Source organism: Variovorax sp. OAS795, from assembly GCF_040546685.1.
Lineage (GTDB): Bacteria > Pseudomonadota > Gammaproteobacteria > Burkholderiales > Burkholderiaceae_C > Variovorax.
On sequence record NZ_JBEPOH010000002.1, the window covers coordinates 681,346 to 699,722 of the forward strand.

The following is an 18,377-nucleotide window of genomic DNA, read 5'->3' on the forward strand; positions in this document are numbered from 1 at the left end:
CCCTATTCCGCGCGCACGCCGTTGCGCCGGGCCACCTCGCCCCAGAGTTTGTAGTTGGAGCTGGTGAGCTCGGCCAGCCGTTCGGCGCTGCCGCCGCCCACCGTGTCCCCGTTCTTCGCGATCTGCCCGCTGATCGCGGGATCGGCCAGTGCGGCGTTCATTGCCGCATTCGCCTTCTTGACGACCTCGGCCGGCAGGTTCGGCGGGCCCCACAGTCCCACGAACACCGTCACCGTGAAATCCTTGATGCCGAGCTCGGCGGCGGTGGGAACGTCGGGCAGCGCAGGAAGCCGCGTGCTTCCGGTCACGAGGATCGGACGCAGCTTGCCGCTCGCGATGAAGGGGATCAGCAAGGACGCCGCGTCCATCATGCAGGGCACCTGGTTGCCCACCACGTCCTGGATGGCCGGGGCGCTGCCCTTGTACGGGACATGGCTCATTGCGGGCAGCCCCGTGCGCTCGCGGAAGTATTCCATCGCCAGGTGCGTGTTGCCGCCGTTGCCCGACGACGCGTAGCTGAAGTTCTTCGTGCTTTCCGCCTTCACCCAGGCGACGAACTGGGCAAACGTCCTGGCGGGCGACGCGGGGTTGACGCACAGGACCAGTTGCGATTCGAGGATGAGCCCGATCGGGGTGAACTGAGTCGGCACCGGCGATGGCGACGCGTAGGTATGCGGGTTGATGGTGAAGCTGGTGTTCGCCACCAGCAGCTTGAAGGGATCGGCGGCTCGCAGCACCTCGGACGCGGCGATGTTGCCCCCTGCGCCGGGCTTGTTGTCGACCAGGACCGGCTGGCCCAGCGCCGTGGCCATGCCCCTGCTCACGAACCGTGCGCCCGCGTCCGTGAGCCCGCCGGGCGGATAGCCGACGATGAGCGAGACCGGCTTCGCCGGCCATGGCGAGCCTTGGGCCAGCGCACCGGGGCCGACGGCCGAGAGCGCCGAGCCCGCCGCTGCCAGTTGGAGGAATTTCCGCCTCGAGGAGGTTTGTTGCGTCATTTCTGCTTTCTTTCGCTCGTTCAGGAAGCCGCGGCCTGCCGCTTGTGCGCCGCGAGCGCCATCAGGCGGCGGTCCCGCCACGCGGACCGCGCGCCGATGTCGGCAACGTCGAGCTGCTTGCGGCGTTCGCCGTCGACGCGCGCCACCGTCTCGTCGGCCCAGCCGAAGGGCCGGACACCGGCCATGGCTTCGCGGTTCTGCGTGCCGTAGCGCGCGGCGTAGTCCTTCACGCCGGCGGGCGCATTGAGGTCGATGGTTTCGAACGGGCCCATGAAGGACCAGCGCAACGCCAGCCCGTCCTTGAGCACCTTGTCGATGTCTTCGGCGCTCGCGAGCCCCTGCTCGAAGAGCGTGAAGCATTCGTTGAGCACGGCCGCCTGCACGCGGTTGAGCAGGAAGCCGTCGATCTCGCGCGACAGCGTCACCGGCGTCTGGCCCGCGGCCGCATAGATCGCATGCGCCCGCGCCATGGCCCCGGGGTCGGTCCACGGCGCGGGGCACAGCTCGACCAGCGGCACCAGGTACGGCGGATTGGTCGGGTGGCCCACCAGGCAGCGCGCGCGGCCCGGCAGATGCTCGGTGAAGGTGGACGCGGGCAGCCAGGAGGTGGAGCTTGCCAGCACCGCATCGGGCGGCGCCAGCGCATCGAGCTGCGCAAAGATGGCCGTCTTGGCTTCCACCGTTTCGCGGATGTTCTCCTGGACGATGACCACGCCGCGCAGCGCCGCGGCCAGGTCGGGTTCGCAATGGATGCGCGCCAGCACCGCCGCGGGTGCATCGTCAAGCAGGCCGAAGCCGTCCAGCTCCTGCAGCCGCTCGGCGATGTAGGCCAGGCTCGCCTGCATGGTGGCCGCATCCGCGTCGTGCAGCCGCACGGGATGCCCGGCCCGCGCAAAGACGATGGCCCAGGCGCGGCCGATCAGGCCCGCGCCGACGATGGCCACTGGCTGGTCCTGCTTGTTCGAGATGACTTCTGACGCACTCATGGGACGGGCTCCATTTGGATGGGAAAAAAATCCGATGGATGTGATCATATTTACTGTGATCACATATCTTTATAGGGAATGCCCTAGGGCCGAAGCCCGGTGACCGGCCGGGCCGGGCTTGTGCTAAAAGATCACAAGGCCGCTTCACTTTCAAGCCACAGCATGGATCTGTCCAAACTCGTCACCCCCCTGACCCGCCAGACCCTGAGCGGCGATGTCTACAAGCAGCTCAGCGACCTGCTGATGAGCGGGCGCGTCATGCCTGGCGAGCAGCTGTCGCTTCGCACCATCGCCGAAGGGCTGGGCGTGAGCGTCATGCCGGTGCGCGAAGCCGTTCACCGCCTGCTGTCGGAGAAGGCGCTCGTGCTGTTGCCCAACCGGGTGCTGCGGGTGCCACGCATGACGGTCAGCCAGTTCCGCGAGATCACGGACATCCGCCTCAACCTCGAAGGCCTGGCCATCGAGCGCGCCGCGGCGCTGGTCGACGAGCGCGGCCTGCAGGAAATCCAGGGCGCGCATGAGGGCTTCTCCCGCGAGATCCTGGCGAAGAAGCCGAGCGAATCGGCGCTGATCGCGCTCAACAAGGAGCTGCACTTCGCCATCTACAGGCAGGCGCGCATGCCGATGCTGCTGGAGATGATCGAGTCGCTGTGGCTGCGCATCGGGCCGATCCTCAACTACGATTTCCGTTCGGGCTCGACGCGCGTGAAGGAACACGTCTCGGCCACGCACCACCAGAAAATCCTCAATGCGCTCAAGAAGCGCGATGCCCAGGCGGCCCGCAAGGCGCTGGCCGGGGATCTTCAGGGTGCAGCGGACTTCATCGTGTCTGCCGGCGTGTTGCTGGCCGACGACGTGGCGGCGGAAGCGCCCGAACGCGCCGCTCCGGCGCGCGGGGCGGTCAAGAGCCCGGCGCCGAAGCGCCCTCGCGCGACCGCCTAGCCACCGTGTCGGGCGCGCCTCGGACCTTGACGAAGTTCAGGGCCGCGGAGGAGCCGGACCAGCGCCTCCAGCGACGCCGGGCACATTCATCGGCGTGCCGCCGCGGCGCATGCGGGCGTGCCGTCGGCTTGCCGCAGATAGGCGATCAGGTCCGCCCGGTCGCCGGGGTCGGGAACGCCGTCGTAGGTCATGGCGGTGCCGGGCACCACGGCAAGGGGGCTGGCCAGGAACCTGTCGAGCGTCTTGTCGTTCCAGACGATCTTCGACTTCTTCATCGCCTCCGAATAGCTGAAGCCGGGCACGCTGCCGGCCAGCCGGCCGAACAGGCCGCAGTGCCTGGGACCGACGCGGTCGGCCGCCAGCGCATGGCATGCGAGGCAACGCGCGTACACCTGTTCGCCGCGCACCGCGTCGGGCGCTGCCAGGGCTTGCACGCCCGCGGCCAGCGTTGCGGCCGCCAGGAGCCACCGGCTGAAGGTCACGACATGAAGGCCGAAGGAACGGGCGCCTCGCCGAGTGCCTGGCGCAGCACGGCCCAGTGCATGGCCTCGTCGCCAAGAATGCTCGCAGCCGCCTTCGACAGGTCGCGGTTTCCGAACAGGGGAACTGCGCCGAGGTAGGCGCTCACGGCGCCCTGCTCCAGCTTGGCCGCGAAGCGCAGGACGTCTGCCTGGGACTTGAGCGATTCCAGCGGAAAGCCGTAGCTGGACTTGGCCGGCACGGCCTTGTCGCCGAGCTTGGCGATTGTCTTGGCCAGCAGGTCGGCGTGCGCCTTGTGATGGCCCTGGAAGGTCACGGCCAGGTCGAGCACGGGCTTTTCGAGCAGCTTGCTCTCGGCGCCCGCCTGGTAGGCCGCAATGGCTTCGAGTTCCGCGGCCAGCGCGGTGTTGAGGATCTGCACGTCGTTGCCGGTCGCGCCGCCCGTCCTGGCCGCCAAGGCGTCCTGGCCGGCCAGCAGTGCGACCGCGGCACCGGACAGCACAAGGCCCGAACGGCCCAGGAACATGCGCCGCGCAGCCGCGGGAGAAGTCATCTGGAAGAAAGACATGGTTATTTTCCTCTTGGTTGAATGACGCCGGCGGGTGATCACCGCTCGCCGGCCAGGCTCGCCAGCACGCCCGCCACGATGCGATCGCAGCGCGCGCCGTCGAATGAAAACGCGTCCCCCATCGCCACGTCCATGTCGCGCGACAGGCTCTCGCGCAGCAGGCTGCGCGCCCGGAAGAAGCGGGTGCGCACGGTGGCTTCCGGCAACGCCAGCGCGGCGGCCGTTTCCGCTACGCTCATCTCTTCGACGGCGCGCAGCATGAAGACGGTGCGGTAGGCGTCCGGCAAACGGTCGATGCGGCGCTCCATCAGCTGGCGAAGTTCTTCCCGCATGGCAAGGCGCTCCGGTTGTTCATCGGGATCGCCCGCCGCCTTTTGCTCGGTCTCCTCGCCGGGGTCGGGCGTGGCGGCGCCGTCGAGCGGGATCACCTGCGCGCCCCGGCGGCGCAGGCGCCCCAGTGCTTCGTTGATCACGATACGCACGAGCCACGTCGAAAGCTGCGCATCGTCCCGGAAGCTCCCGATCGCGCGCCAGGCGCGCAGATAGCTTTCCTGCAGCGCGTCTTCGGTTTCCTCGTCGCTCTTGAGAATGCTGCGCGCGGTGCGGAAGAGCAGCCGGTTGTGGCGGCGCATGATGCACTCGAAGGCCGCGGTGTCGGCCTGTGCGGCGCGCGCGGCCAGCTCGGGGTCGGAAGCCTGTTCCGCGCTGGCGGGCATGGCAATGGGGATGGGGGCGGTGTCGGGCATCGGTGATTCCTTTCCCATTGGATGGCGCAGCCATCTCTCGCGTTTCAACTTTTTTGCAGGCAATGCCGGCATCGGGCCCGGGCCCGGGCCTGTATATATCATGGCGTGATATATTCACGGGCCGCTCCCGGACCGCCATGACCCCAGCCTCCCACCCTCCCCGCGGCGATTTCGCGCTCAATGCGCGCATGCTGCGCATCGCGGCCATGGCCGTGGTCATCGGCGCCTTCAGCACCATCGCCGCGCGTGTGCTGCTCGACCTGATCCGTTTCTTCACCAACCTGTTCTTCTTCCAGGCCTTGTCGCTGGCTGATCGTTCGCCGGCCGCGAACACGCTGGGCGCCTGGGTGATCGCCGTGCCGGTGATCGGCGGGCTCATCGTCGGGCTGGTCGCACGCTACGGCTCGGACAAGATCCGGGGCCACGGCATCCCCGAAGCCATCGAAGCGATCCTGTTCGGAAAGAGCAGGATGTCGGCAAAGGTGGCGCTTCTCAAGCCGCTGTCATCCGGCATCGTGATCGGCAGCGGCGGGCCGTTCGGCGCCGAGGGGCCGATCATCATGACAGGCGGCGCCATCGGCTCGCTGATCGCGCAGCACTTCCACCTCACCGCTGCCGAGCGCAAGGCGTTGCTGGTGGCCGGCGCCACGGCCGGCATGACGGCCGTGTTCGGCACGCCGGTGGCCGCCGTGCTGCTGGCCGTCGAGTTGCTGTTGTTCGAGCTCAGGCCGCGCAGCCTGCTGCCGGTGGCCGTGGCCTGCGCGGTCGCGGGCTTCATTCGCCCGCTGCTCATGGACCCGGGGCCGCTGTTCCCGTTGCAGACCGCCGTGCCGGGACCGCTCGCGATGCTCTCGTGCCTGGCGGCGGGGTTGGCATGCGGTGTGTTGTCGGCATGCCTTTCGCTTTCTCTCTACAAGGTCGAGGACCTGTTCGGCAAGCTGCCGCTGCACTGGATGTGGTGGCCCGCGATCGGTGGCCTGGCGGTGGGCATCGGGGGCTACTTCGAGCCGCGTGCGCTGGGCGTGGGCTACGACGTGATCGGCGACCTGCTGAACAACCACCTCGCACTCGGGGTGGTGGCGGCGCTGCTGGCGGTAAAGGCGGTGATCTGGGTCGTTTCGCTGGGCTCCGGCACCTCGGGCGGCGTGCTCGCGCCGCTCATGATGATGGGTGCGGGCCTGGGCGCGGTGCTGTCGCATGTGCTGCCGGGCAACGATCCGCTGCTGTGGCCACTGGTATGCATGGCCGCCACGCTGGGCGGCGTGATGCGCGCGCCGCTCACCGCCACCATCTTCGCGTTCGGCCTCACCCACGACAGCAACGCGCTGCTGCCGCTTCTGGCCACGTCGGCCGTGGCCTACGGCTTCACGGTGCTGACGATGCGCCGCTCGATACTCACCGAGAAGATCGCACGCCGCGGCTACCACATCTACCGCGAATACGGCGTCGATCCGCTCGAGCGGCACGCCGTGGAGGAAGTCATGACGCGCGAGGTGCGCAGCATCGACGCGGGCTTGCCGGTGGCGCAGGCGCTGTTCGAATATTTCGGCGACCGCCAGGTCCACCGCGCGTTCCCGGTGGTGCGCAACGGCGCCGTGATCGGCGTGGCCGACCGCGCGGCGCTGGCCGCGCGCGGCACATGGGACCCGATTGCCACCGTGGGCGACGCGTGTGCCGACACACCGCTTTTCTTTGCGCTGCCGGGCGAGAACTGCCGCGCCGTGGCGACGCGACTGGCACGCCATCGGCTCGAGCGACTCCCGGTCGTGAAGGACGCGCAGTCGCTCGCGCTGGTCGGCATCGTGGCGCGCAGCGACCTCATCGAACCTTCGCTCGCGCACTTCGACGAGGAGGAAAAGCGCGAGCGGATGCGGGGCATGCCCTGGCAAGCCTGACTTCCTTGCGGCCGCCGGCCGTGCCCGCAAGCATCAGGTCAGGCCGCTGTCGATCGGCAGGGCCGCCGCCTGCACGTTGTTGCGGCCGGAACGCTTGGCCCTGTAGAGCATCTCGTCCGCCTGCCTGACCAGCGCGGCGGCCGTCGCGGTGCCGCCCTGGTAGAACGCCAGGCCGATGCTCGCGGTGACGTCGATGGTTCGCTGCTCGGTGCCGAAGGGCGCCTGCATGGCGATGACGAGCTTGGTGGCGGCCGAGACCGCGATGTCGGCGTGGGGCAGGCCTTCCATGATGACCGTGAATTCGTCACCGCCCAGGCGCGCGCGCACGTCGCTGGAGCGCAGCCCTTGCGACAGCCGGTTCGAGAAGGCCTTCAGCAGTTCGTCGCCGGTCTGGTGGCCGAACTGGTCGTTGATCTGCTTGAAGCCGTCGATGTCCAGGTACATCAGCGCCATCAGCGCCCCCGCACTGCGGCTGCGGTCCATGGCTTCGGCCAGGCGCGCCTCGAAGCCGGCGCGGTTGGCCAGCCCCGTGAGGGGATCGATCTGCGCCAGGTTCACCAGGCGCTTCTCCTCGAGCTTCTGGCGCGTGATGTCGGTGATCACCGCATGGAAGCCGACGATGGTCTCGGCATTGGCCGCGGACTGGGGGATGTACTGGGCTTCGTAGCAGTTGTAGCTGTCGCTCTGGCTCACTTCGCTCTGGAAGGTGACCACCTCGCCGGCCAGCGCGGCGCGGATGTGCGGCTTCACGCTCTCGTAGGCGGGATCGCCCAGCAGCTCATGCACGGTATGTCCCTGGATCTGGTCGCGGGAGAGCCCGAACTCGCGCTCGTAGGCCAGGTTGTTGAAGCGATAGCGCTCGTCCGCATCGATGTAGGCCACGCGCATCGGCAGCGCGTCGGCCACGGTGCGCAGGCGGGCCTCGCTTTCCTGCAGCGCCTCTTCCGCCTCGTGGTGCGCTGTGATGTCGCTGTCCAGCGTGTAGAGGCCCATCACCTCGCCCCGTTCGTTGCGCTCCGGGACCAGCGTGGCCTGGATGTCGCGGCGCCCGCCGGGGCCCGTCACCCGCCGTTCGTAGGTGACCTGCCGCCCGCCCAGCGCCGCGCGGATGTACGGCTCCATCTGCGCCCACGCCTCGTCGCCGTAGAACTCCTGCAGGCTGCGGCCGAGCAGCCGTTCGGGCACGGTGCCGAACCAGTCCTGGTAGGCCTTGTTGACGAAGCGAAAGCGCAGGTCCCGATCCAGGTAGGAGATGAGCGCCGGCAGATGGTCCGTCACCATGCGCAGGCGCTGTTCGCTGTCGCGCAGCGCCTGCTCCGCGGCCTTCGCGGCCGAGATGTCGCGCATCAGTCCCGAGAAATACTCCACCTTGCCATGCTTGTCCCGGTGCGCGATCACCATGTGGCTGACCGGAAACTCCTCGCGCCTGGCATCCCACACCATCGACTCGCCGACCCACACGCCGGTGGCCATGGCCGTGGGCACCACCTCGGAGCGGAAGCGCTCGATGGTCCTGGGCGGATTGAAGTCGGCCACGCTCAGCTGCTCGACCGGGGCCTCGGCATCGATGCCCGTGCGGCGGCGCGCGGCAGGATTCATGTAGAGGACCCGGCCCGCCGCATCGAGCTGGACGATGTAGTCGGTGGTCATGTCGAAGACGGCCGTGAGCGTGCGAAGCGCGCGCTCCGCGCGGGTGCGTTCGGTGATGTCTGTCACCGTGCCGACATGGCCCTGGACGCGGCCTTCGGCGATCACGGGCCGGCTTCGCAGCGCCACCAGCACCTGGGTGCCGTCCTTGCGGTGGAGCCGGCGCGTGGCGTTCAGCGGCTCTTCCGCATTGACGAGGCGTATCCAATCCTGTCGGACCTTCTCGCGGATTTCCTCGCGCACGAGCGTGAGCCATCCCTCTTGCGCGTCTTCGCGCGCGAGTCCGTGGATGGCCAGGTACTCGTCGTTCACATAGGTCATGCAGCCGCTGCTGTCGCAGCGGAACAATCCGACCGGCGATGCATCGGTGACCGCCGCCACTTCGAGCCGCTGCTCGCGCAGCTCGGCCATCAGCGCATCGAATTCGCGCGCCAGGTCGCCGCGCTCGTCGTTGGCAACGACATCGAGCTTCACCTCGCTGTCGGGCGAATGGCGCAAGGTCCGGATGGCGTTGCTCAGCGATTCCAGCGGGCGCATGACCCAGGCCGTGCCGAGCCACACCAGCAGCGCGCAGCCCAGGCCCAGCCACAGCAGCTGAAGCAGCAGGTTTCGGCGGGCCTGTTCGAGCGGCGCATAGGCGGCGCGGGCCGGCACGATCAGGCGCAGGTCCCAGTCGGCGCTGCGCACCGTGGCGTGGGTCGCCAGGTCGTTCCCGGTATCGCCATCGAAGGCGACCGCGGCCGCGCCGGCCGGCTTGAGCAGCAGCTTCGCGTCGGGATGCATGACGATCCGGGGCGACTCGCCGCGCGTCACGATTTCGTAGTAGCCGCCGCGGCCGACGGTGGCGCGGCTCAGGTCGCCGAGCACGTTGGCCCGCTGCAGGTTCAGCGCCGCACCGAGCACGCCGGCGAGGCGCCCGTCGGGTGTCTCGACCGGAACGGCCATGACCACGGCCGGCTGCTGGCCGCCCTTGGTGAGCAGGGGCGCCGAGATGGCGGGCTGGCGCAGGTCGCGCACGCGCTTGAAGTAGTCGCGGTCGGCAATGTTCGGAGGCTGGGCCGTCGGCGGCGCGATGGCGACGATGGCGCCGTCCAGCGTGGCCAGCGCGGCGTTGTCGAACATCGTGCGCAGTTCCTTGTCCGCCAGGAAGCGCTGCTGCGCCGCGGGATCGGAAACGCCCTGCTCGCCGAGCTCTCGTGCCGCATGCGCGAGCGCGGCCAGATGGACGCCCAGCTTGTAGTCCAGGTCCGCCGCGGCGCCTTCGGTCAATGCCTGCTGCTGCTCGCGCATCAGGTTGACGTATTCGCTGGAGAGGCTCCTGTACTGCCACCATCCGGTGGCACCGACCAGGGCCAGCACAAGCGCGGTGATCAAGAGCGCTGTCTTCGTTCTCAGCTTGAGCCGCACGAGGTTTCCTTCGCTGGCACGGCGGGGGGTCTGGACTGCATTTTTCGATGATAGCAACGGGTCGCGGCCGCTCGGCTCCAGCGAGGAGGCAAAAGAAAAGGCGCCATCGTTCGGATGCGCCTTTGCTAGTACGAATGCATTCGCCGGTGCGTGCCCGCCGCCAGACGACGGAATGCGGCACCGGCCGAAGCCGGTGCAGAAGTCAGGAGCCGATGACCTGGAGGTCGCCGTTCGCGTCCAGCAGTTGGCGCACCTGCTGCGCCAGCGAGCCGAAGATCCGCCCCGCGAGGCTGGGTTCGTCGCGGCCGAAGACGATGCGGTCGCAGCCGTAGTCGCGCGCGGCGGCAACGATGGCCTCGGCGCTGCGCCCGATCACGACGGTGCTGCTGCATGACACGCCCGACATCGCGAGCAGGTTCTGCGCGAACTGAAGTTCCTCGGCACCCGCGCTTTGCTGCAGCTCGCGCAGCTCCTGCGGGTCGAAGAACATGGCGACGTGGCCGGAGACCACGGGCTGCACACGCAACAGCCGCACGGCCGCCGGCTCCTGCCGGCAGATGCGCACCACCTGCTCGATGGCGGAGCGCGTGCGGGCCGGCTCGGTCGGGTCGATGGGGACCAGAATGCGCCGTCTCACGCCGGCACCTTCAGACGGACTGGTTGGCGGGTTTCGGTTCCGGCTCCGGCTCGCGCTTGCGGCGGCTGGTCAGCCACTTGCCGATCACCACCACGGCGATGGCGCAGACCGCGGGAACGATCTTGTGCAGCGCATGCTGGTCGGCGGCCCATCCGGCGATCGACGGATCCGACATCGCCATCTCGCCGGCGACCCAGCCGAGCAGTGCGGCACCGAGCGTGATGATGATGGGGAAGCGGTCCATGAGCTTGAGAATCAGGGTGCTGCCGAAGATGATGAGCGGAATGCTGATCACGAGGCCGAACACCAGCAGCGGCACGTTGCCCTTGGCAGCGGCCGCAACGCCCACCACGTTGTCCAGGCTCATGACCAGGTCGGCGACCACGATGGTCTTGATGGCCGCGGCCAGGCTCGAATGGCCCTCGAGATTCTCTTCGCCGTCTTCGCCCTTGAGCAGGCCGATGCCGATCCAGAACAACAGTGCGGCGCCCACCAGCTTGAGATAGGGCAGCGTCAGCAGGTAGACGGCAAAGAACGTCAGGACCACGCGCAGCACGATGGCACCCATGCTGCCGAACAGGATCGCCTTCTTCTGCTGCGCGGGCGGCAGCGAGCGCGAGGCCATCGCGATGACGACGGCGTTGTCGCCGCTCAGGACGATGTTGATCAGGATGATCTGCGACAGGGCAATCCAGAAATCCGGACTGGTCAAAAACGACATGGTGTCTCCTCGAAGTGGCGCGGGACCAGACTGGTTCCGTCTTGTCCGAGGCTACGGGCCTGCGCTGTCACCTTTCTGCCGCCAGGCTGTCAGCCACTTGTCTGCCAGCTGTCAGCCAGCTTACAGCCGGCGGTTCAGGCGGGCCGCAGCGGGAAGAAGACGCTGAAGGTGTTGCCCACGCCGTCGATGTCTTCCTCCAGCGTGATGCGCGCGCCGTGCAGCGTCGCGATCTCGCTGACGATGGCAAGTCCCAGGCCGCTGCCGTCCTCCTGCGTGCCCAGCAGCCGGTGAAAGCGCTCGAAGATGCGCGCGCGCTCCTCCACCGGCACGCTCGGGCCGTCGTCGCTGATGGCCAGGCGGCAGTGGTCGCCTTCGCTCTGGCTCACCCGCACCGTCACGCGGCCGCTCGGCTGGCTGTAGCGGATGGCGTTGTCGATCAGGTTGTTGATCAGCTCGCGCAGGCGGTCGCGGTCGGCGTTGATCACCAGCGGATGCTCGACGCCTTCGAAGCCGAGGTCGATGTCGCGCTTGAGCGCCTGCGGCACCCAGTCCATGCTCACTTCGAGCGCGTAGGCGTTCAGGTCGAGCGGCTGCAGCTGCATGGCATCGAGCGCGCCGGGCTCGTTGCGGGCCAGCGAGAGCAGCTGCCGCACCAGCCGCGAGAGCCGGTCGGCGCTGATATAGAGCTGCGCGAGCGAGTGGCGCACGCGCTCCGGATCGTTCTCGCGCAGGGCCAGCTCGATCTGCGCCTTCAGGCCGCTGACCGGTGTCTTCAACTGATGGGCGGCATCCGCCACGAAGCGGCTTTGAAAGTCGAAGGTCCGCCCGAGGCGCGCCATCAGCTCGTTGACCTCGTCCACCAGCGGCCGAACTTCGCCCGGAACGTCGTGCATGTCGATCGGGCTCAGGTCCAGGTGCGAGCGGTCCGACACCGCGCGCCGCAGGCGCTTGAGCGGCTCCAGCCCGCGCGAGACGCCGAACCAGACCACCGCCGTGGCCATCACGATCAGGAGCAGCTGAGGCACCACCACGTTGGCGACCATCTCCCAGGCCAGGCGCGTGCGCTTGTGCAGCGTCTCGGCGACCTGGACCATGACCTTCGGCGTCGCGGCAACGGCGCCGACCGGCATCCAGGCCACCAGCATGCGCACCGGCTGGCCGCGCACGGTATCGCGGTACACGCGCGGCGTGCCCGCTGGCGCGGCGCGCTGCGGCGGCGGCATTTCGGCATCGCCGCCCAGCATGGTGCCGTCCTCGGCGACCACGCGGTAGAAGAGCAGGTCTTCCTGGTCCAGCAGCAGGATGTTGCTCGCGGCCTCGGAAAGATCGAGCCGCGGCCGGCTGCCCTCGAGCTTCACGTGCAGCACGATCTCGCGCCCGATCTCGTACAGCGCGCGGTCGTAGGCCAGGTCGGAAAAACGCAGCGAGTTCCAGTAGGCCGCGCCGGTGTCCAGCACCAGCAGCACCACCAGCGGTCCGAGCAGCCAGGCCAGCAGCTTGCGCCGCAGCCTCGGCTCAGGTTTCCGCATCGCTGCGGTCCATCAGGTAGCCCATGCCGCGCACGGTGCGGATCTCGCATCCCAGCGGCTCCAGCTTCTTGCGCAGCCGGTAGACATTGACCTCGATCGCGTTCTCGCCGACCTCGTCGCCCCAGCCGTAGAGATGGTTGACCATCTGCTCCTTGCCCACCACCCTGCCCTCGCGCATCATCAGCAGCTCGAGCACGGCGAGCTCTCGCGGCGACAGGTCCAGCGGCTTCTTGTCGTAGTACACGCGGCGGCCCACGGTGTCGAAGCGCAGTCGGCCGTGTTCGAGAAACGGCGTGGAGTTGGTGCTGCGGCGCAGCAGCGCGCGCACGCGCGCTTCGAGCTCCGGCAGGTCGAAGGGCTTGGCCAGGTAGTCGTCGGCCCCCAGGTCGAGCCCGCGCACGCGGTCCTGCAGGGTGTCGAAGGCGGTCAGCATCAGCACCGGCAGGGTCGACTTGCGCGCGCGCAGCCGGCGAAGCACATCGAGGCCGCTGAGCTTGGGCAGGCCGATGTCGAGAATCGCGAGGTCGTAGATGCCCAGGGCGAGCGCATGGTCGGCCTCTTCGCCGGTGGAGACGATGTCCACGGCGTGCGCGGACTGCACCAGCGCACGCGAGAGCGCGTCCGCCAGTACCTTGTCGTCTTCTACAAGCAATATCCGCATTGGTTGGCACCCGCCCTTGTGCAGCGGAATATGCTAACCGCAATGCTTCGAGGGCGGCGCCGATCCGGCGCGGGCTAATGTCAGTCCACGCGGATGTTGCGGGCCTTCACGACACGGCTGTAGATCTCGGCATCGCGGCGCACCATGGCGGTCATTTCTGTGCGCGAGACGCCCAGCGGCTCGCTGTTGAGGTCCTTGATGCGCTTGGCGAGGTCCGGGTCCTTGCTGGCCTCGACGAACACCGCATTGAACCGCTCGAGCACCGCGGCGGGCGTGTTCGCGGGCGCCCAGATCCCGTGCCACGACATCATCGAAAAGCCCGGCATCACCTCGGACAGCGTGGGCACGTCGGGCAAGGCGGGATGGCGCGTGGGCCCCGAATAGGCCAGCGCCTGCACGCGCCCGCTGCTGATGAGCGGATAGCCCGTGGCGATGGGCTCCATCAGCGTATCGACCTGTCCGCCCACCAGGTCGGCGATCGGGCTCGCGCGGTACGGCACGTGCAGCATGGTGATGCCGACCTCGTCCTTGAGCGATTCGACGATCAGCTGCGACGGGCTCCCCGCGCCGTAGGAGGCATGCGAGTAGACGCCGGGCTTCTCCTTGGCCGCGGCCACGAGCTCCTTGATGGTCTTGGCCGGGAACTTGGCATTCGCGATCAGCACGAGGCCCTGGCGCATCGTCGTGGCGACGGGCACCAGGTCCTTGTCCGGGTCGAACGGCAGCTTGCTGTAGATGTACGGGTTGATCGTGAATGCCGTGGAGAGGTTGTAGAGAAAGGTGTAGCCGTCGGCCGGCGCCTTGGCCACCGTGTCGGACGCGAGGTTGCCCGCGGTGCCGGGCTTGTTGTCGATGAGCACCGGCACGCCGAGCTTGCGGCTCGCATAGTCGCCGTACATGCGAGCGAAGATGTCGGGCGGCGTGCCGGGCGCAAACCCGACCACGATCCTGATCGGCTTGCTCGGCCATTCCGCGGTCTGCGCCATGGACAGTGTCGATGCCAATCCGGCGGCAAGGCCCAGCACCAGGCCGAGCATCTTCTTGAGGGTTGTCGAACGCATTTCTTGTCTCCTTGGGCAACGCCGTGCCCGTTTTTTTGAACATTCCGCTTGCCGCCCGATGTGGCCGGGCGATTCGCTCTTCTTCTCTTCTTTTCTTCTCTACTTCTTAGTCGACCTGTGCGCCCGAGCGCCGCACCGCCTCGCCCCACTTCGCGATCTCGGCCGTGCCGAACGCCACCATCTCGGCCGCTGCCATCGGCATCGGCTCGATGCCCTGGGCCGCGAGCTTGTCGCGCACCGCGGACTGTGCGAGCACCGCCTGCGTGGCGTCGCGCAGGCGATCGCGCTGCGCGGCGGGCATGTCGGCCGGCGCATACAACATGAACCAGGCCACCAGGTCGAAGTTGGCGATGCCCTGCTCCGCGAGCGTGGGAATCTCGGGTGCGGCAAGGCTTCGCTTCGCGCTCGACACGCCAAGCGCGCGCAGCTTGCCGGCGCGGATCTGCGGCAGCACGGCGGCCGGGTGATAGAACATGAACTGCACATTGCCCGCCATCACTTCGGTGAGCGCCTGTGCGCCGTCGCGGTACGGCACGTGCACGAAGTCCTTGCCGAGCCGCAGGTTCAGCGTCTCGCCCGCCAGGTGGCCCGAGGTGCCGTTGCCTGCCGAGGCAAAGCTCACCGATTTGCCGCTGGCGCCCCGCAGGTCGGCCACGCTTTTCCATGGCGCCGCGGCCGGCACCACCAGCAGCGTCGGCGTGGCGCCGATGAACCCGAGCGGCACGAAGTCCCGCAGCGGCTGGTAGGACAGCCGCTTGTAGAGCGAGGCGTTGATCGCATGCGTGCCCACGGTGCCGAGCAGCACGGTGTGTCCGTCGGCGCCCGAGCGCGCGGCCAGCTCGCTGCCAATGGCGCCGCCCGCACCGGGCTTGTTGTCGACGATCACGGGCTGCGAGAGCTGCCGGCCCAGCGCGTCGGCCAGCACGCGCGCCACGATGTCGGTCGTGGTGCCGGCTGCGAACGGCACGACCAGCTTGATGGGCCGGCTGTCGCCGGCCTGGGCCTGGGCCCATGCGGCGGCCGTCCAGGGCGTTGCCGCGGCCAGGCCCGCGGCGGCCAGCCATGCGCGGCGCTTCATGAATCCGCTCCGAAGCCCGCGGGCACGCTGCCGTCGTAGCGCAGTTCGCGCGTGGCCTGGTAGGACAGCGCGAAGCCGCTCGGCGTCTCGGCCTCTTCCGCCAGGTGGGCGATCAGGCCGGCCGTGCGCGCGAGGATGGGCACGCCGCGCAGCGACGCGACAGGAAATCCGACGCCCAGCAGCACCGCCGGGATCGCCGCCGAGACATTCATGCGCAGCGCCTTGCCGACGATGCCCGGAATCACCTCTTCCAGCGCCTGCGCGATGCGCACGTAGCGCAGGTCGGCGCCCGCCTGCGCGGCCACGTCGATCAGGCGCTCGACCCGTGGATCGCGCGACTTGTGCAGCGGATGGCCGTAGCCCGGGATCGGCGCGCGCGCGGCCTTCAGTTCGGTGATGGCCGCCGTGGCCGCGTCGTGCAGACTGGTGCCCGCGTCGACGCGCGCCGCCACGTCCATGAACAGGCGGCCGGCGGTTTCGGACGCGCCGAGGATGACCGAGCCGCAGCCCAGGATGCCCGCCGCCACTGCGCCCTGCAGCGCATCGGGCGCCGCCGCGAAGGTCATGCGGCTGGCCTGCACGCTCGGCACCAGGCCGTGCTCGGCGATGGCGACCAGCGTGGCGTCTAGCACCGCGCTGCAGGCCGCATCGGGGCGGCGGCCGGTGAGCAGCAGGAAAAAATAATCCGTGAAGGACAGGTGGCCGATGAGCTCCTGGCACAGGTCCTGTCCGCGCACGACGATGGTGTGTTCGTCCGAGGTGCAGATGGCGGTGCTCGGGACGGTGGATTTTCCGATTTTCATGGGGCGTCTTTCAGGCGTTCAGGCGTGCCGGGGTTCGAGGCGGAAGTCGTAGTGCGCGGACCAGTACGGGGTCTCCAGCGTCCGGCCGTCGGGCGCGCGGCCCGCGGGATGCGATTCGAAGTCGACGATGAGCCTCGGACGCACGCCGAACACGGCATCGGACTCGATGTACGGGCTGCCGGCCACGAAGAGGTGCGTGGTCACGGGCACATGGCCCGGCGCCGAGACCATCATGTGGATGTGGCCGGGGCGGTTGGGATGCCGGCCCATGGCTTCCAGCATGCGCCCCACCGGGCCGTCGGTCGGGATCGGATAGAAGCTCGGCCGGATCGACCAGAACCAGTAGCGGCCTTCGCTGTCGGTGCGGATGCGTCCGCGCGCCGCCATGCTCGCGCCTTCGACCTGCATGTCGTACACGCCCTCGCCGTCGCCCGACCAGATGTCGAGCAGCGCGCCCGCGAGCGGCCGGCCCTCGGTGTCGGTGATGCGGCCGCTGTAGAAGGTCGGCTCGCCGCGCGCGCCCTGCGCCACGTCGGCGCCGAGCGGCAGGTCGGGCGCGCCCTCCCAGTAGAAAGGGCCCTGCACCGTGGCGTGCGTGGCTTCGGTGATCTCGGTGGCCTGCGTGGCCTCGGCGCCCGCGCGGCCGCGCTTGCCCGCCGCGGCCCGCAGCTGGTCGAGGATCACCACCATCATCGACGCACCCAGCGTGTCGGACAGCAGGATGAACTCCTGGCGCTTGTCGGTGCAGGTCTGGCCGGTGGCGGTCAAGAACTCGATGCCCTGCATCCACTCCGCGGGCGTGAGGTCCACCTCGCGGATGAAGGCATGCAGGTGCGTGATCAGCGACTGCATGACCTCGGCAAAGCGCGCATCGCGCGCGCCCTCCAGGCTCTGCAGCACGGTCTGCGTCAGCTCGCTTTCGTTCGATGGGGTCATGGTGCTTGTCTCCTGTTTCTTGTCGAATGGCTGGGCGCGGGCCGCTACGCGGTGGCTCGCTGCCCCAGGCGCTGGCGGATGGGCGCGACGATGGCCGCGTTGTCGGCGCCGAGCAGGGGCGGCGCGCTGACTTCCAGCGGACGCTCGCCGTCGAAGCTCACGGGGGAGCGGATCGTGTGCCACTCGCCGCCTTCGGGATGCGGTGCGCTCACCTGCAGCTGCAGGTGGCGCGCCTGCGGGTCTTCCATTGCCTCGCGGGTGTCGTACATCGGGGCATGCGGCACGTCTTCCGCCTCGAGACGCGCGCACCATGCGGCGCGGCTGTGCTGGCGGAACAGGCCGCCGAGCAGCGCGATCAGGTCTTCCTGGTGCGCGATGCGCGCCTCGCGCGAGGCGAAGCGCGGGTCCGCGAAAAGCCGCGGCCGCTCGATCGCGTTGGCGAGCCCCTGCCAGAACTTTTCGGGTGAGGACATGTGCAGCGCGATCCACAGCCCGTCCGCGCACTCCAGCACATAGGACTGCGACACGCTCGGGCGGCTGAACGGCCCCATGACCTCGCTCTCGGAAAAGAGGTGGGTGAACGCGTCGAGGTTGAAGTGGCACATGGCCTCGAGCATCGACACCTCGACCGCGCGGCCCTGGCCGGTGCGGCCGCGTTCGACCAGTGCGCCGAGCACGCCGTAGGCGGCATAGAAGCCCGTCATGGCGTCGGCGAGCGCCGGGCCCACCACGCGCGGGTTGGCCGGGTTCACCAGCAGCTTGAGAAAGCCGCTCGCGGCCTGCGCCACCGTGTCGTAGGCCGGCCGTGCGGCCGCAGGGCCGGTCTGGCCGAAGCCGCTGATCGCGCAATACACGAGCCGCGGATTGAGGCCGCGCAGCCGCGCCTCGCCGGCACCGAGCCGCTCCGCCGCACCGGGGCGGAAGTTCTGGATGTAGACGTCGGCGTCCTTGACGAGTTCGTCGAACACCGCCGCGTCCTCGGGCAGCTTCGAGTTCAGCGTGATGCTGCGCTTGTTCCGGTTGTAGGTCTGGAAGTGCGGGCTGTAGAGGCCGCCGCGAAAGGCACGGAACGGATCGCCTGCGCCGGGCTGTTCGAGCTTGACCACCTCGGCGCCCAGGTCCGCGAGGAACATGCCCGCGGCCGGGCCGGTGATGAACGTGCCTTGTTCGAGCACCTTGATGCCGCTGAGGACTTTTTGCACCGGGGAGGTCTCCTGGGGTTGTTGTTCGGGGGCTGGAGAAACTGTAGGTGCGGCCCGCGAATCCTGAAAATGATTGTTTT

General features: G+C 68.7%; 17 protein-coding genes. 2 read left to right on the plus strand and 15 right to left on the minus strand.

Going from position 1 to position 18,377, the window contains the following annotated elements:
* Window positions 1–2: 2 nt before the first annotated feature.
* Together ABID97_RS28820 and ABID97_RS28825 are read right to left on the minus strand one after the other, a co-directional pair.
* Window positions 3–998, minus strand: a complete 996-nt coding sequence (locus ABID97_RS28820; protein ID WP_354402906.1) for a Bug family tripartite tricarboxylate transporter substrate binding protein — start codon at window positions 996–998, stop codon at window positions 3–5.
* Between the two features lie 20 nt (window positions 999–1,018).
* Window positions 1,019–1,984 carry a 3-hydroxyacyl-CoA dehydrogenase gene (locus tag ABID97_RS28825; RefSeq protein WP_354402908.1) on the minus strand — a complete coding sequence of 322 codons (966 nt, stop codon included), beginning with the start codon at window positions 1,982–1,984 and terminating at the stop codon, window positions 1,019–1,021.
* Between the two features lie 162 nt (window positions 1,985–2,146).
* Between ABID97_RS28825 and ABID97_RS28830 the strand changes: the two genes are divergently transcribed.
* A complete protein-coding gene (locus tag ABID97_RS28830) occupies window positions 2,147–2,926 on the plus strand; it encodes a GntR family transcriptional regulator (RefSeq protein ID WP_354402909.1) in 780 nt (259 codons plus the stop codon).
* A gap of 86 nt (window positions 2,927–3,012) precedes the next feature.
* Here the strand turns inward: ABID97_RS28830 and ABID97_RS28835 are convergent, their stop codons facing one another.
* The 3 genes from ABID97_RS28835 to ABID97_RS28845 are packed head-to-tail and all read right to left on the minus strand — an operon-like array spanning window position 3,013 to window position 4,720.
* On the minus strand, window positions 3,013–3,408 hold the full coding sequence (locus ABID97_RS28835) for a c-type cytochrome (RefSeq protein ID WP_354402910.1): 396 nt from the start codon (window positions 3,406–3,408) through the stop codon (window positions 3,013–3,015).
* On the minus strand, window positions 3,405–3,974 hold the full coding sequence (locus ABID97_RS28840; RefSeq protein WP_354402911.1) for a ferritin-like domain-containing protein: 570 nt from the start codon (window positions 3,972–3,974) through the stop codon (window positions 3,405–3,407). Before ABID97_RS28840 ends, ABID97_RS28835 begins: the two co-directional genes overlap by 4 nt.
* Before the next feature lie 38 nt (window positions 3,975–4,012).
* Window positions 4,013–4,720 (minus strand): RNA polymerase sigma factor, encoded by a 708-nt coding sequence (locus tag ABID97_RS28845; RefSeq protein WP_354402912.1) that lies wholly within the window; start codon window positions 4,718–4,720, stop codon window positions 4,013–4,015.
* A 137-nt stretch (window positions 4,721–4,857) separates the two neighbouring features.
* Between ABID97_RS28845 and ABID97_RS28850 the strand changes: the two genes are divergently transcribed.
* A complete protein-coding gene (locus tag ABID97_RS28850; RefSeq protein WP_354402913.1) occupies window positions 4,858–6,615 on the plus strand; it encodes a chloride channel protein in 1,758 nt (585 codons plus the stop codon).
* Window positions 6,616–6,648: 33 nt separating this feature from the next.
* On the opposite strand, the gene ABID97_RS28855 is transcribed toward ABID97_RS28850, so the two are convergent.
* From ABID97_RS28855 to ABID97_RS28900, 10 genes are all read right to left on the minus strand, one after another.
* Window positions 6,649–9,636: a PAS domain-containing protein gene (locus ABID97_RS28855; protein WP_354402914.1), complete on the minus strand. Its 2,988-nt coding sequence runs from the start codon at window positions 9,634–9,636 to the stop codon at window positions 6,649–6,651.
* Window positions 9,637–9,871: 235 nt separating this feature from the next.
* Entirely contained in the window at window positions 9,872–10,306 is a 435-nt protein-coding gene (locus tag ABID97_RS28860; RefSeq protein WP_354402915.1) for a universal stress protein, read from the minus strand.
* A 10-nt stretch (window positions 10,307–10,316) separates the two neighbouring features.
* Window positions 10,317–11,027, minus strand: a complete 711-nt coding sequence (locus ABID97_RS28865; protein WP_354402916.1) for a TerC family protein — start codon at window positions 11,025–11,027, stop codon at window positions 10,317–10,319.
* Between the two features lie 134 nt (window positions 11,028–11,161).
* The gene (locus ABID97_RS28870) at window positions 11,162–12,556 is read right to left on the minus strand and encodes a sensor histidine kinase (RefSeq protein ID WP_354402917.1); all 1,395 of its coding nucleotides are present in this window, start codon (window positions 12,554–12,556) and stop codon (window positions 11,162–11,164) included.
* Complete coding sequence (locus ABID97_RS28875) at window positions 12,543–13,217, minus strand: response regulator (RefSeq protein ID WP_354402918.1); 675 nt, start codon at window positions 13,215–13,217, stop codon at window positions 12,543–12,545. The genes ABID97_RS28870 and ABID97_RS28875 overlap by 14 nt, the downstream gene beginning before the upstream one ends.
* Window positions 13,218–13,297: 80 nt before the next feature.
* Window positions 13,298–14,278, minus strand: coding sequence for a Bug family tripartite tricarboxylate transporter substrate binding protein (locus tag ABID97_RS28880; protein WP_354402919.1), 981 nt, complete (start codon window positions 14,276–14,278; stop codon window positions 13,298–13,300).
* Between the two features lie 106 nt (window positions 14,279–14,384).
* Complete coding sequence (locus ABID97_RS28885; protein WP_354402920.1) at window positions 14,385–15,356, minus strand: Bug family tripartite tricarboxylate transporter substrate binding protein; 972 nt, start codon at window positions 15,354–15,356, stop codon at window positions 14,385–14,387.
* On the minus strand, window positions 15,353–16,159 hold the full coding sequence (locus ABID97_RS28890) for a citryl-CoA lyase (protein WP_354402921.1): 807 nt from the start codon (window positions 16,157–16,159) through the stop codon (window positions 15,353–15,355). Before ABID97_RS28890 ends, ABID97_RS28885 begins: the two co-directional genes overlap by 4 nt.
* A gap of 18 nt (window positions 16,160–16,177) precedes the next feature.
* Entirely contained in the window at window positions 16,178–17,095 is a 918-nt protein-coding gene (locus ABID97_RS28895) for a dioxygenase family protein (protein WP_354402922.1), read from the minus strand.
* A gap of 44 nt (window positions 17,096–17,139) precedes the next feature.
* Window positions 17,140–18,297 carry a CaiB/BaiF CoA transferase family protein gene (locus ABID97_RS28900; protein ID WP_354402923.1) on the minus strand — a complete coding sequence of 386 codons (1,158 nt, stop codon included), beginning with the start codon at window positions 18,295–18,297 and terminating at the stop codon, window positions 17,140–17,142.
* Window positions 18,298–18,377: the final 80 nt, after the last annotated feature.